This window comes from Vibrio sp. YT-19(2023) (genome assembly GCF_033337395.1).
In genome coordinates, this window is record NZ_JAWOQN010000001.1 from 432,855 (window position 1) to 446,430 (window position 13,576).

Annotated in this window: 16 protein-coding genes and 1 pseudogene; 8 read left to right on the top strand and 9 right to left on the bottom strand. The window is 45.7% G+C overall.

What is annotated here, in order from left to right; translation table 11 throughout:
- Window positions 1-128: 128 nt before the first annotated feature.
- The 3 genes from R7E78_RS02005 to deoC form a co-directional block, all read right to left on the bottom strand.
- Window positions 129-1,349, bottom strand: coding sequence for a phosphopentomutase (locus R7E78_RS02005; RefSeq protein WP_054700480.1), 1,221 nt, complete (start codon window positions 1,347-1,349; stop codon window positions 129-131).
- Between the two features lie 68 nt (window positions 1,350-1,417).
- Window positions 1,418-2,746: a thymidine phosphorylase gene (deoA, locus tag R7E78_RS02010; protein WP_104975558.1), complete on the bottom strand. Its 1,329-nt coding sequence runs from the start codon at window positions 2,744-2,746 to the stop codon at window positions 1,418-1,420.
- Between the two features lie 97 nt (window positions 2,747-2,843).
- Window positions 2,844-3,620: a deoxyribose-phosphate aldolase gene (gene deoC / locus R7E78_RS02015; RefSeq protein ID WP_005380133.1), complete on the bottom strand. Its 777-nt coding sequence runs from the start codon at window positions 3,618-3,620 to the stop codon at window positions 2,844-2,846.
- A gap of 90 nt (window positions 3,621-3,710) precedes the next feature.
- Here deoC and R7E78_RS02020 point away from each other — a divergent pair, with 90 nt between their 5' ends.
- Window positions 3,711-3,845, top strand: coding sequence for a hypothetical protein (locus R7E78_RS02020; protein WP_005391675.1), 135 nt, complete (start codon window positions 3,711-3,713; stop codon window positions 3,843-3,845).
- Between the two features lie 358 nt (window positions 3,846-4,203).
- On the opposite strand, the gene R7E78_RS02025 is transcribed toward R7E78_RS02020, so the two are convergent.
- From R7E78_RS02025 to R7E78_RS02045, 5 genes are all read right to left on the bottom strand, one after another.
- Window positions 4,204-5,487 carry a NupC/NupG family nucleoside CNT transporter gene (locus tag R7E78_RS02025; RefSeq protein WP_005380131.1) on the bottom strand — a complete coding sequence of 428 codons (1,284 nt, stop codon included), beginning with the start codon at window positions 5,485-5,487 and terminating at the stop codon, window positions 4,204-4,206.
- A 204-nt stretch (window positions 5,488-5,691) separates the two neighbouring features.
- Window positions 5,692-6,465, bottom strand: coding sequence for a TatD family hydrolase (locus tag R7E78_RS02030; RefSeq protein ID WP_005380129.1), 774 nt, complete (start codon window positions 6,463-6,465; stop codon window positions 5,692-5,694).
- Window positions 6,452-6,649, bottom strand: a complete 198-nt coding sequence (locus R7E78_RS02035) for a DUF5363 family protein (protein ID WP_005380125.1) — start codon at window positions 6,647-6,649, stop codon at window positions 6,452-6,454. The genes R7E78_RS02030 and R7E78_RS02035 overlap by 14 nt, the downstream gene beginning before the upstream one ends.
- A gap of 94 nt (window positions 6,650-6,743) precedes the next feature.
- The gene (gene prfC / locus R7E78_RS02040; RefSeq protein ID WP_005391671.1) at window positions 6,744-8,333 is read right to left on the bottom strand and encodes a peptide chain release factor 3; all 1,590 of its coding nucleotides are present in this window, start codon (window positions 8,331-8,333) and stop codon (window positions 6,744-6,746) included.
- 256 nt (window positions 8,334-8,589) lie between these two features.
- Window positions 8,590-9,237 (bottom strand): LexA family protein, encoded by a 648-nt coding sequence (locus R7E78_RS02045; RefSeq protein WP_025441476.1) that lies wholly within the window; start codon window positions 9,235-9,237, stop codon window positions 8,590-8,592.
- A 117-nt stretch (window positions 9,238-9,354) separates the two neighbouring features.
- Here R7E78_RS02045 and R7E78_RS02050 point away from each other — a divergent pair, with 117 nt between their 5' ends.
- The 7 genes from R7E78_RS02050 to eexR are packed head-to-tail and all read left to right on the top strand — an operon-like array spanning window position 9,355 to window position 13,030.
- Window positions 9,355-9,606, top strand: coding sequence for a helix-turn-helix domain-containing protein (locus R7E78_RS02050; protein ID WP_000451746.1), 252 nt, complete (start codon window positions 9,355-9,357; stop codon window positions 9,604-9,606).
- Between the two features lie 55 nt (window positions 9,607-9,661).
- Entirely contained in the window at window positions 9,662-10,531 is an 870-nt protein-coding gene (locus R7E78_RS02055) for a hypothetical protein (protein WP_025441475.1), read from the top strand.
- Window positions 10,518-11,180: a DUF6475 domain-containing protein gene (locus tag R7E78_RS02060; RefSeq protein WP_262640721.1), complete on the top strand. Its 663-nt coding sequence runs from the start codon at window positions 10,518-10,520 to the stop codon at window positions 11,178-11,180. Before R7E78_RS02055 ends, R7E78_RS02060 begins: the two co-directional genes overlap by 14 nt.
- Entirely contained in the window at window positions 11,167-11,715 is a 549-nt protein-coding gene (locus R7E78_RS02065) for a lytic transglycosylase domain-containing protein (protein ID WP_008843242.1), read from the top strand. The genes R7E78_RS02060 and R7E78_RS02065 overlap by 14 nt, the downstream gene beginning before the upstream one ends.
- The gene (locus R7E78_RS02070) at window positions 11,712-12,011 is read left to right on the top strand and encodes a flagellar transcriptional regulator FlhD (protein ID WP_000210563.1); all 300 of its coding nucleotides are present in this window, start codon (window positions 11,712-11,714) and stop codon (window positions 12,009-12,011) included. Before R7E78_RS02065 ends, R7E78_RS02070 begins: the two co-directional genes overlap by 4 nt.
- On the top strand, window positions 12,008-12,541 hold the full coding sequence (locus R7E78_RS02075; protein ID WP_000566753.1) for a FlhC family transcriptional regulator: 534 nt from the start codon (window positions 12,008-12,010) through the stop codon (window positions 12,539-12,541). Before R7E78_RS02070 ends, R7E78_RS02075 begins: the two co-directional genes overlap by 4 nt.
- Window positions 12,542-12,598: 57 nt before the next feature.
- Window positions 12,599-13,030, top strand: coding sequence for an entry exclusion protein EexR (gene eexR / locus R7E78_RS02080; protein ID WP_055064014.1), 432 nt, complete (start codon window positions 12,599-12,601; stop codon window positions 13,028-13,030).
- Window positions 13,031-13,060: 30 nt separating this feature from the next.
- Here the strand turns inward: eexR and R7E78_RS02085 are convergent.
- A pseudogene (locus R7E78_RS02085) lies at window positions 13,061-13,498 on the bottom strand (conjugal transfer protein TraG); the annotation flags it as partial.
- Between the last annotated feature and the right edge of the window lie 78 nt (window positions 13,499-13,576).

Sequence of the window (13,576 nt, forward strand, 5' to 3'; positions counted from 1 at the left end):
CTTTCTCTAGCGCTCCGCGCTTAAGGCGATATAAGCCAGAGTATTCTCATTTCCGACAAGCAGCATTTACATACTGCAAACATAAAACTAGGAGCAATCAAGCTCCTAGTTTTCAAAAACCTAACTAATTATAGGAAGTTCTTACCGTAATCCATTGGAGAAGTACCGAAGTAACTTGCCAATGTTTGACCGATATCTGCGAATGTTTCGCGGCGGCCAAGAGAACCAGCTGGTACTTTTTGACCATAAACCAATACTGGGATGTGCTCACGAGTATGGTCAGTGCCTGGCCATGTTGGGTCACAGCCGTGGTCTGCCGTTAGGATAAGCACATCGTCTTCTTCCATAATCTCTAGCACTTCGTTGATACGATCATCGAAGTACTCAAGTGCCGCTGCGTAACCCGCTACGTCACGACGGTGACCGTAAGCTGAGTCGAAGTCTACAAAGTTAGTGAATACGATCGTGTTGTCGCCCGCTTCTTTGATTTGCTCTAGCGTTGCTTCGAACAATGCAGGGATACCTGTCGCTTTCACTTTCTTAGTGATGCCGCAGTTTGCGTAGATATCAGCAATCTTACCAATAGAAACCACGTTGCCTTGCTTCTCATCAACGAGCTTCTGAAGAACCGTTGCTGATGGTGGCTCTACAGAAAGATCACGACGGTTACCTGTACGCTCAAATTGACCTTTACCAGCACCAACGAATGGGCGCGCGATAACACGACCAATGTTGTAATCTTCTAGCTCTTCACGTGCGATTTGGCAAAGCTCTAGTAGACGGTCTAGACCGAAAGTCTCTTCGTGACATGCGATTTGGAATACAGAGTCAGCAGACGTGTAGAAGATTGGTTTGCCAGTCTTCATGTGCTCTTCACCAAGATCGTCAAGAACTTGAGTACCAGACGCGTGACAGTTACCTAGGAAACCGTCAAGACCTGCACGCTCAAGAATGCGGTCAGTCAATTCTTTCGGGAAGCTGTTTGCTTTGTCAGTGAAGTAACCCCAGTCAAACAGAACAGGCACACCTGCGATTTCCCAGTGACCAGACGGCGTGTCTTTACCTGAAGAAAGCTCTGCTGCATGACCGTATGCACCAATGATTTCAGCGTCTGCGTCTAGTCCAGGTGCGAAGCGACCTGTCGATTCTTTATGCGCCATTGCCAAACCAAGTTTCGATAGATTTGGAAGGCGAAGTGCACCTTGGCGATTGTCGTTATCTGCTAAGCCTTTGTCACATTGGTCAGCGATGTGACCTAGTGTGTCTGAACCTACATCACCAAATTCTTTAGCATCGGCAGTTGCACCGATACCGAATGAGTCTAGTACTAAAATAAATGCTCTTTTCATTGCTCGTTCCTTAGGCCCACTCGGCTTTTTATTATGGTTGAGTAGGCCTTGTGTAATTACTTGTTCTATTAGATATCTTCTGCACGAATTTGGCGGTAAACCTCTGGAGTTGGTGTGTATTCACCACCTACTTTGATTGCACTGCGCAGTGCTTTTGCCGCTTCTTCCCATTGCTCTTCAGTGCGAGCGTGGATGACCGCAAGAGGTTTATCACTGTCTGCGACCTCACCTAGGCGGATGAACTCGTCGAAACCAACTGCGTAGTCGATTTCATCAGTAGCAACACGACGACCACCACCCATAGCAACCACAGCCATGCCGATAGCACGTGTATCCATTGCAGAGACAATGCCCGTTTCTGTTGCGTAAACTGGCTTAATGATTGCTGCTTTTTCTAAGTAGTTGTCGTAGTTTTCTACGAAGTCCGCAGGGCCGCCTAAACCGGCAACCATCTTGCCGAAGCACTCAGCCGCTTTGCCGTTATCCAGCACTTCCATCAGTTTTGCGCGTGCGTCTTCTGTGTTCTCAGCAAGCTTGCCAAGTACTAACATTTCAGCACATGAAGCCATGGTCACTTCAAGTAGACGAGGATTACGGTATTCACCCTTTAAGAAACGAACCGCTTCACGAACTTCTACTGCGTTACCCGCTGAAGACGCCAATACTTGGTTCATGTCCGTAAGAATTGCCGTAGTCTTAGTGCCAGCACCGTTTGCTACCGCAACGATTGATTTTGCTAGCTCTTCAGACGCTTCGTAAGTTGGCATAAATGCACCTGAACCCACTTTTACGTCCATCACTAGCGATTCCAGACCCGCCGCCAGTTTCTTAGAAAGGATCGACGCCGTAATCAGGGAGATATTGTCTACCGTTGCGGTAATATCACGAGTCGCGTAAACACGCTTATCCGCAGGAGCAAGGTCACCAGTTTGACCGATGATCGCCACACCAGCGTCTTTGGTTACTTGACCAAAAACATCGTTGCTCGGCGTAATGTTGTAACCAGGGATAGATTCAAGTTTATCCAGCGTACCGCCTGTATGACCAAGACCGCGGCCAGAGATCATAGGTACGAAACCGCCACACGCTGCCACCATTGGGCCAAGCATTAAAGAAGTTACGTCACCCACACCACCGGTTGAGTGTTTGTCGACAATTGGACCACCGAAGTTCATGTGGCTCCAGTCGATAACCATGCCCGAATCACGCATCGCACACGTTAAGGCGATGCGCTCATCCATGGTCATTTCATTAAAGAAAATCGTCATAGCAAACGCCGCAATCTGACCTTCAGATACCGTGTTGTTCGCTACGCCTTGAATAAAGAAGTTGATTTCGTCGGCGGTTAGGACTTCGCCGTCACGTTTTTTACGAATGATTTCTTGTGGTAAATACATTAGTGCCTCCCAAGCTCTTTTGAGCCATGGTTGTAGTAGGATAGAAGAGGTTTGGTAGCACCCGTTTAGGTGCTACCGTTCAGACGTATTATTGGAATTAGTACGCTGTTGGATCAGCGACGTCGTCCGATACTTCTAATGTATTTAGTAGGTTGGTTAGCAGGCTAGACGCACCAAAACGGTAGTGACGAGCATCAACCCAGTTGTCACCTAGGATTTCGTCAGCCATTGCTAGGTATGCTGCTGCGTCTTCAGCAGTGCGCACACCACCTGCTGGTTTGAAACCAACAGTTTCTGCAACACCCATGTCGCGAATAACTTCAAGCATCATGCGAGCGTATTCTGGTGTTGCGTTTACTGGCACTTTACCAGTTGAAGTTTTAATGAAGTCAGCACCTGCTTCAATACAGATTTGAGATGCTTTCTTGATTAGTGCTTCTTCTTTTAGTTCACCTGTTTCGATGATCACTTTAAGAAGAATGTCACCACAAGCTTCTTTACATTGCTTAACTAGTTCGAAGCCTACTTTCTCATCACCCGCCATTAGCGCTCGGTAAGGAAAAACTACGTCAACTTCGTCTGCACCGTAAGCAACCGCCGCTTTTGTTTCAGCAACTGCGATTTCAATGTCGTCGTTACCATGTGGGAAGTTCGTTACTGTTGCAATACGAACCTCTGGCGTACCTTGCTCACGAAGTGTCTTCTTAGCAATAGGAATAAAGCGAGGGTAAATACAAATTGCAGCTGTGTTGCCTACTGCTGTTTTCGCGTCATGACATAGTGAGATCACTTTTGCATCAGTGTCATCGTCATTCAACGTAGTTAGGTCCATAAGTTTAAGTGCACGTAGCGCTGCTGCTTTTAAATCGCTCATTTCTATCTCCGATCAATATTCAAAAAATTCACTACTCAGCCTTACATCACGTCTTTAACTATAATCAACAAGTCGAGACAATGTGAGTAAATGGCTAAACAGTCTATTAATGAACGGACTTGGTTCCCTGAAGACTCGGCATATACAGCGAAAATTTATCATATGCCAATTGCTATCCTTGTCACCGCACAGTACCAGTTTGGCCTATGGCACAACAATCTATGATTGCGGTGTCTTTAATATCACATCACAAAGCAAAACGCCTATTAGATCTGATATTGCAGGGCAATTCATTTGCCCATCGATTATGTAATATTCATTACGTGATTAAGAATCAAGCTTAACCACTATCCTGTGATTAATACATTATAGAGTTTCACCGCAAAACTGTAGCACCAAATAGAGCGCAAACGGTTTGTATCTCAAAATTTCCTAGCCCCTATTCCATTGACTGCGTAATACCTCGACTAAGGCAAACACCCGATGAAATTTTGGAGCCCGAAAAACGAAAAATGCCCCGCAGCAATCTCTTGCTACAGGGCATGATGTAAAACGGCGTCTATATATTAAGAACCGATTCTAATTATAGTGCTGCAAGGCTTAAGCAGAAGCCTGCAATTGTCGCTGCCATAAGGTTAGACAACGTACCTGCAAGAACTGCTTTAACACCCATGCGAGCGATGTCACTACGACGGTTTGGTGCAAGGCTACCTAGACCACCAAGTAGAATCGCGATAGAAGAAAGGTTCGCGAAACCACATAGTGCGAATGAGATGATAGCTGTTGTCTTCTCAGACATTACTTCACCAGTTGCCGCGATTACTTGAGCGTTTTCACCTAGATATGGTGTGAAGTTCAAGTAAGCAACGAATTCGTTCACTACGATTTTCTGACCGATGAATGAACCAGCTGTTACAGCTTCTGCCCATGGAACACCGATTAGGAATGCTAGTGGAGAAAACGCGTAACCTAGGATTAGCTCTAGTGTTAGTTCTGGCATGCCGAACCAACCACCGATGCCACCTAGCATACCGTTGATTAGCGCGATTAGACCAACGAATGCGATTAGCATTGCACCTACGTTAAGCGCAAGTTGTAGACCAGAAGCCGCACCGCCCGCAGCTGCGTCGATTACGTTAACTGGTTTGTCGTCACCGCCGTCCATCGCTTCTTCGATACTTTCGTGAGGCTGGTCAGTCTCTGGGTGAAGGATTTTAGCGAACAGTAGACCACCTGGTGCTGCCATGAATGATGCCGCAACTAGGTACTCTAGTGGAACACCCATAGATGCGTAACCAGCTAGTACACCACCAGCAACAGAAGCTAGACCACCACACATTACCGCGAATAGCTCTGATTGAGTCATTTTTGGAACGAATGGGCGAACAACTAGAGGTGCCTCAGTTTGACCTACGAAAATGTTAGCTGCCGCTGACATTGATTCCGCACGAGAAGTGCCTAGCGCTTTTTGTAGTGCGCCACCAAGAATCTTGATAACCCATTGCATAACGCCAATGTAGTAAAGAACTGAAATCAGTGCAGAGAAGAAGATCAGTGTAGGAAGAACACGGAATGCGAAGATGAAACCGCCGCCGCCGAATACTTCGAACATCTTGTCAGAAACAAGACCACCGAACAGGAATGATGAACCATCGTTACCGTAGTTGATAACGTTAGAAACACCTGAAGAGAAACCGTTTAGTAGATCACGGCCCCAAGGTACATACAGAACAAATGCACCTAATGCGAATTGGATAGCGAATGCGCCACCCACAGTTCTAAAGTTGATAGCTTTTCGGTTGTTAGAAAATGCCACTGCAATCGCAAGAAGCACTACCATACCGATTAGGCTCATAAACAGGCTCATAGTTTATGACTTCCTTATAAGTTATTTATTGGCGTGTTACAAAATGGAGCTATAAAGCGGGGGCAATTATACTCATGCAGAATCAATTAAAGTAATGCCAGCCTCACACTTTCCTATAAGATTCATGATTGATTCAACCAGCTTTGTGAGTTAATTCACAATAAGCAGGAAAACGTTTTCGATTTCAAACCACATCTTTAGATTTTATTCACATATCGAGAAAGCAAAATTGCTATTTTTCCACAGTTGAGAGGCAATCGATTGCTTTCGGCCGTTATGCAACTCTACGAGCTCATTAAAGACGTGAATGAGTTTGGCTGGGTGATTTGACTCCCCTTGATATCCAAGTATAGGCATATCTGGTGCGTCTGTTTCGATTACTAGGTTTTCGAGTGGTAATTTTTGAATTGCGTCGCGTGTTTTCTTGGCTCTTGGGTAGGTAATCGTTCCTCCTACACCGATAAAAAAACCTAATTTGACCCACTCCATGGCTTGCTGATAACTCCCAGAAAAAGCGTGTAGCACACCACCTCTAGGGAGATTCGCCGCTTTCACCATTTGAATGAGGCGATTGTGCGCTTTTCGGCTATGTAAAATAACTGGGAGTTCGAAGCGTCTAGCCAGCTCAAATTGAACTTCAAGTATCTTTTCTTGCAACTGTGGATCAACATCAATGGCAAAATCTAAACCACACTCTCCTATTGCCACGCACTGCTGCCCTTTTTGATTTAGATAGCCTTCTAGCTCTGTAAGGTGCTGCTCAACGTTATCTTCAAGAAAATACGGATGAAAGCCGAGCGCATAATACAAATTGGCATGTTGCTCTGCCAAAGTTTGAATACGAGCCCAGTTTTGCGGACCGACGGAAGGAATCAAAATTCTTGCGACGCCTTGCGTTTGAGCAAGCTCAAGTTGATGTGCAAAGTCATCTTGAAACACATCAAAATCAAAGTGGCAGTGCGTATCAAAGAGCTTCATCTTGACGCTTTTTATCTGTATCTGCGGGCAGAAAATCAGAGGATGGTTGGGCTTCACTCTTCTCTTCAGTTTGATGGGCTGGGTCTTTTCGATATGGGACACAACTGCGTTTCTGATCGGGAGTTAACCCCATCTCTTTACACCAGTTGTCGTAACGCTTTAGCCCACGTTTAAACCAATTCATATCTTATCCTTATATAAAAACGCCCTTGGCTAAGTTTATAGCCAAGGGCGTTTTAAAATCTAGTTTGCGTTAAGGCTTACCCTAACCGCGCAAATTAGTGCTCACGCGTCGCACGGAAATCAACGTCAGGGAAACGCTCTTTCGCCAAGTTTAAGTTAACCATTGTTGGGGCGATATACGTTAGGTTATCACCACCATCCAATGCTAAGTTCGCTTGATTCTTGCGTTGGAACTCATCCAGTTTCTTCGCATCACCACACTCAACCCAACGAGCAGTTGCAACGTTAATGCCTTCATAAATCGCTTCAACGTTATACTCAGATTTCAAACGAGCCACAACAACATCGAACTGAAGTACACCAACGGCACCAACGATCAGATCGTTGTTCTGTAGAGGACGGAATACCTGTACCGCACCTTCTTCTGATAGCTGAACCAAACCTTTGAGAAGCTGCTTCTGCTTTAATGGATCTTTCAGGCGAATACGACGGAATAGTTCCGGAGCGAAGTTCGGAATACCAGAGAACTTCAGTGATTCACCTTGCGTAAAGGTATCACCAATCTGAATAGTGCCGTGGTTGTGTAGACCAATGATGTCACCGGCGTAAGCGTGTTCTGCACGTGCACGGTCACCAGCCATAAAGGTTACTGCATCAGAGATACTCACTTGCTTGCCAAGACGAACATGGTTCATCTTCATACCTTGCGTGTAAGTGCCCGATACAATACGCATGAATGCGATACGGTCGCGGTGTTTTGGGTCCATATTCGCTTGGATCTTAAATACGAAACCAGAGAACTTCTCTTCAGTCGCTTCAACTTCACGTTCAACCGCTTGACGAGTTTTCGGCGCTGGAGCCCATTCAGTTAGACCGTCTAGCATATGATCCACACCAAAGTTACCTAATGCAGTACCGAAGTAAACTGGCGTCAGGTCACCTGTTAAGAACATTTCCAAATCAAACTCAGGGCAAGCACCCATGACAAGCTCAAGCTCTTCTCGAACACTTTCCGCAAGGCCTGCACCAACTTTTTCATCAAGCTCTGGGTTATCGAGACCTTTGATGATTCGAACTTCTTGAATCTCATGACCGTGACCTGATTCGTATAAAATCGTTTCATCACGGTGAATGTGGTAAACACCTTTAAACTCTTTACCACAGCCGATTGGCCATGTGATTGGCGCACACATCATGCCCAATTCGTTTTCTACTTCATCCAATACTTCCATTGGATCACGAACGTCACGGTCAAGTTTGTTCATGAAGGTTACGATTGGCGTGTCACGTAGACGTGTAACTTCCATTAGTTTACGAGTACGGTCCTCAACACCTTTCGCTGCATCGATAACCATCAGACATGAGTCAACTGCCGTTAGAGTACGGTAAGTATCTTCCGAGAAGTCTTCGTGTCCAGGCGTATCAAGTAGGTTTACCAGACAATCGTTGTAAGGGAACTGCATTACAGAAGTAGTAACCGAGATACCACGTTCCTTTTCCATTTCCATCCAGTCTGATTTTGCGTGCTGTGCGTTACCACGACCTTTAACCGTACCTGCTTTTTGGATCGCGTTTCCGAATAACAGTACTTTTTCAGTAATGGTGGTTTTACCCGCATCCGGGTGAGAGATGATAGCAAAGGTCCTTCGCTTATTGATTTCATTGAGAAAATCTTGGTTTGCCATGTATAAATTCTTTTAGTTTGTACACGGATTTGTACACACTTTTGGAAGTACTCTCTTTTCAGTTCTTCGCTTGTCAAATCCGTCGTGTTAATCGTAATTGGCCGCTATTTTCGCTGATCTTGACTTTATAAACAATCAATGGTTATCTAATCGGTTACCATTTACTCTCAGCGTGCGCCAATGCTCAGTTGTAGCTGTTTGCAATCGTTGCTTCTTCAGCTCATGAACAACTGTGGCTAAACCACAAATTCCTTCGCTACCAGAAATCGATGATAGCTTGTCGTACTACACCGATGATGGTGCAGTTGCCGTTGATCGGTATTGCAGGGTATTGGGGGTTCAAAGGTTTTAGGAACTTCTGTTCACCGTCAATGACCAACTGCTTAAAGGTTGCTTCTTTCGAATCATCCAAACGCGCAACAACCAATGAACCTGAAGAGTAAGGTAACTCAGGATCAACAACGATCACTGCTCCCTCAGGTATGGATTTTTTTCCGCTTGGATTTTCCATACTGTCGCCTTTTACGCGAAGTGCGAAACAACCCTCATGTGCTTTCCCAGTGACTTCACGCCACTCCTCAGCATCTTCATGAGCAAATCCTTCCGCTATTTCAGTCCAATCACCGGCCTGAACCCAGTTAATAAGAGGAATTCTTCCCTTAATATCAGGCCCGACTTCTACATTACCGACCCCCAAGCCAATCTCGCCATCACCTGTGGCGAGCCAATGAGCATTCACGCGAAGCGCCTCCGCGATCTGCATGGTGTAACGAGACCTAGCCGATTTACCAGAGCAAATCTGGCTGATCGACTGCTGTTTGATACCAATGCGACGAGCCAACTCAGACTGAGTCACCCCAGTAAGCTGCAAGGCATGGTTTAGTCGTTCGGATAAAGTTTTCATAAGCCCGTATTCTACAAATAAAACTGTAGCCTTTCAACAATTTTAACTGTTGACTTAACTACAGTTTAAACTGTAACATTCAATCTTGTAACAGTTATTATTGTAACAGGAGACGGTATGGAAGTGTTCAACACGACACAAAAACATCTCCGCCGTGCCATTGACTTGGTCGGCGGGCAATCAGCATTAGCACGAGCCATCAACTCAAAGCAGCAAAACGTCTGGTTTTGGTTGAATAAATCAGGGCGTGTTCCCGCTGAATTCGTTTTACCCATCGAACAAGCTACGCAAGGACAGGTAACCCGATCTCAGTTAAGACCGGACATCTACCCCGAATGCCCAAGCGAGCTGAAAGCCAGTAACCAGTAGGATTAAGGGCAAGTAATGGTCAGCATATTACGTAAACACAGAAGCGAGTACCTCCATGCGTGATTATGGCAAGGTCTATACCCGCTTTTGGCTAAAGCAAAATGTTTTGTCCTGGAGTGACTCAGCGAAGTTGCTAGGACTGTATTTGCTTACATGCCCACATTGTAATTTGCTTGGCTGCTTTCGATTGCCGATTGGTTACGTTGCTTCTGACTTGAACTGGGATGAGCAACAGGTTGCCAAGGCTCTAAATGAGTTAGAACAAGATCAGTTCCTCATTCGTTGCGAGGAATCCGGTTGGACTTTGATTCGGAGCTTTCTGAAGCACAACCCAATCGAAAACCCAAACCAAGGTAAAGCAGCCTTTCGGTTGCTTAAAGATGTACCTGCCGACTTCATTGGTATGGCATCACTTTTGAAATCTCTTGCCGCTTTTCAAGCTCGGCTTCCAGAAGAATTTTCATCATTGTTTATGCCTGATGGCAACCCGGTAAGGGACTCTCAACGGTCGGATGACTCTGAGAGAAGCAATAAACCAACAGTTAAAACTGTTAACCACATACAGTTTGAAGACTTCTGGGATGTACAAATACGCAAAGAAAAAAAAGCGAAAGCCAAAGAAGAATGGCTACGCATGGGCCTCAATGAAGACCATGAACTCGCCTTGGAAGTGCTAACACGCTGGAAAGAGCAACGAGATAACCGATTGCAGTATCAAGATCGGACTAAGACCCCTATGCCACATAACTGGCTTTTAAACCGGCAATGGGAAGACGAGTACGTTCGCATTGATGAAGTACAGCAATCATCGACGAGCCTAAAGGGCAGCAATCACCAATTGAATATTGAAGAAAGCAATCGCCGCATTGCTGAAAGCTGGGCCGGACCAGGTATTCGGGAGGTTCGTTCAAGTGCAGGAGGTTGATAAACGCGAGTTTGCTGAAGTTTGGGGAGCCGCTTGGGCCATGTATGGCAAAAGCGTATCACCACAATTGCTATCCATCGCATTTGAAGCCCTTCGTGCTTATAGCATTGAAGATGTGCGAATCGGTCTAACTCGGCATATTCAATCACCGGATACAGGGCAATTTTTTCCAAAGCCCGCTGACGTCATCAAGCATATCGACGGCAACTCGGGTTCAAGAGCCATGGTTGCTTGGAACAAAGTTGACAAGGCTGTTCGTCAGGTTGGCGCTTGGACATCAGTGATGTTTGACGATGCGCTTATCCACCGCGTGATTTCAGATATGGGTGGATGGGTTGAACTCTGCAAGGTTGATGACAGGGAATACCCCTTTAAGCAAAAAGAGTTTTTAACACGCTACCAGGCTTACTTGCTGCGGGGCGAAGTGGGTGAATACCCAAGGCTATTACAGGGTATTGCAGACCATCAGAACCAGCAAAAAGGATTTGATATGCAAGCGCCGGTTACCGTGGGCGACTGGTCAAAAGCAGCACAAGTTTATACAAGAGGCATCGCTGACTTTAGCGCAGTGCCTTTGAAAAGAATAAGCCCGAAAGCCATTCAGGCGCTTCTCGGAAATCAATTAGAGGACAAAAATGAAAACGATTAAAGCAAAAACCATTGCCCTAGTGATAGCCATGTCCGCAAGCACTTCAGTCTATGCGTTTCCGGGCTATCAGTGGGAAAAAGCAGCACAAAGCGTTGGTATTGATCCAGTCATGCTCTACGCCGTTGCCTTGGCTGAGTCGGCCTCACATCGTGGTCTCAACATGACCAGTCCATGGCCATACGCAATTCGCAATGGTTCAAACGCAACCTACGCCAAATCTAAGACAGAAGCAGAGCAACTGTTAAACCAGGCACTGCAAGAGACTGAAAAATATCAGCTCGATATTGGCCTTATGCAAATCAATTTGCATTGGCATGGGCATCGGGTGAGCTCAGCAGCGGAACTGCTAGACCCCATCACCAACCTTACGGTCGGCTCAAGTATTTTGGCCGAAGCAATCAAGTCTTCACCAAATGATTTAGAGCTTGGCATAGGCCGCTATCACAGTTGGAACGAAGAGCGTGCACGCTGGTATGGGCAAAGAGTGCTTTCTATCTATCGCAATATTTTACATGAACTGGAGGTCCGTCAATGACAACCAATCAACAAGACTTCTATCAATTAAATTTGGCGTACCTACACGCAGCACGAGAATTAGCGCGAATTGATCCGCAAGAGGCCGTCTTGCGCTTTGGACTTACACGCGACGTGGTTGATGCTCTGATTAATGCTGGTGTTGATGACCTGCAACGAGTGGCGACCTCATCATTCATGCTGTTTCAACCAAGGGGTAACCAAAGCCAACTGATTGAGATGGTGAAGAGTAAAGGTACAGGTATCCCAAGAATCGCTTACCTATTATCAACCCTAAACAACAAGGGGGATGCATGATTGATAACCTGTCCAAAAGTGAGCTGTTTACCCGAGCCTCGCTGCTTATTAAATACGGATTTCGAACGACCATTATCGCGCTCGATACAGGTTTGCCAATCCACATTATCAGAAGGCTGCACAAAGAAGTGACTGGCAAGTCACCTTGTCCTGGTCAATTGCCAGAATCTGATGCCATCGTTAAAAGCAGAAGAGCCCTAGTTGAAGGCTCCCTGCTGATGGCGCTTTATGTCAATATTGGTGGTGATAATGTCTACAAGCAATTAAATATCGATGCTTTGATGAAGGCTTACGATGCGTACTTGGTTGCAAGAGAAGAGGCAGATCTTCCAGCTGAGATCCCCTGGAAAAAACTGACCATCAATGAAGGTTGGGTTCTAGCTCGTGATTTAAGATCACAGCTTGCATCCTTACACCGGTGTCGATGCGGCAGTCTGTATTTGACGGTATCTCAACAGCGCATTCAGCTTAAATGTCCTGTGTGCGAGATTATGGCCGAGCAAACCACTAGAGCACTTTTTGAGAACTAACATGCTGATACATGATTTGATTGTGCACCGCCCGTGCACTTTGAGAGTACTAAGAAGATGACAAACTTACTTAAATCTTTACCAGCACGCTGCTGGGTTATTTCACTGGGGCTTTTTCTGGCGACTTTGGCTGTGGCTCATTTTTTTCCCTCAGAAATATTAACAGCATCTGCCAAGTTAGCGGCTTTGCCATTTCTGATTTGCACCATCGTTTTTTTCAGTTACTTGGGGTTCAAAGCAACTGCTAGTCCTATCGGCCTTATAACTGTCACCTTAGTGTTTGTAGCAATCGCATATTGGCAAGCGAGTTGGACAATGTTATGTGTCGGTTTAGCTTTCTTGGGCTTAAGCGGTCTAATCCGTTTGTTTCAAAGGCAACTGAAAGATACCGGTCGAGAACTAAGCCTGAGCGAAAAAAAATATTGGTACTGGGTAAACGAATTTGCAGATGGTCGCTCATCTATTCTCCCCAAAAAACCAAAAAAGTAGCCAGCCTACCACGCTGGCTACCTTCTATTTCTAGTTCCTTCCTGATGCCTGGTTATAGGCCCTAATATCGATCAAGTTGTTCTGAGCATAATCTCCCGCAAGGGATGCATTTGAGATCACCGCTATCTGCTTATCCACAAATGCTTTATCTTCTTCGGACACACTGTCAGGGATGTAAGCACCACTCTCATCCTTTTGACGATACTCATTTAGCATTTGCTCCCTTATGCCAAGCATTTCAGGCGACCAACTCGATGAGTCTTCAGAGTTGAATACGCGTCCCGCCAAACCTTCATTGAAAGCTTGAGCGAACACTTGGCTTTGAATCGGTGTCAATCCCATTCTCTGCCCTTCGCCGTATGCTTCCTGTTTAAAATCATCGGCGTACTGTTCTAAGAACTCACCATACCGATTGTTAACTGCCGCACCAAATGCCCCCGCCAACATGGCTTCAGACTTAGTGCCCCAGGGCTTTGTTGCTTAATTCGATGAGAAGACATGGTAGCCCCATGTTGTTCAGTTCTTAAACAACATACTGAGTTTCAG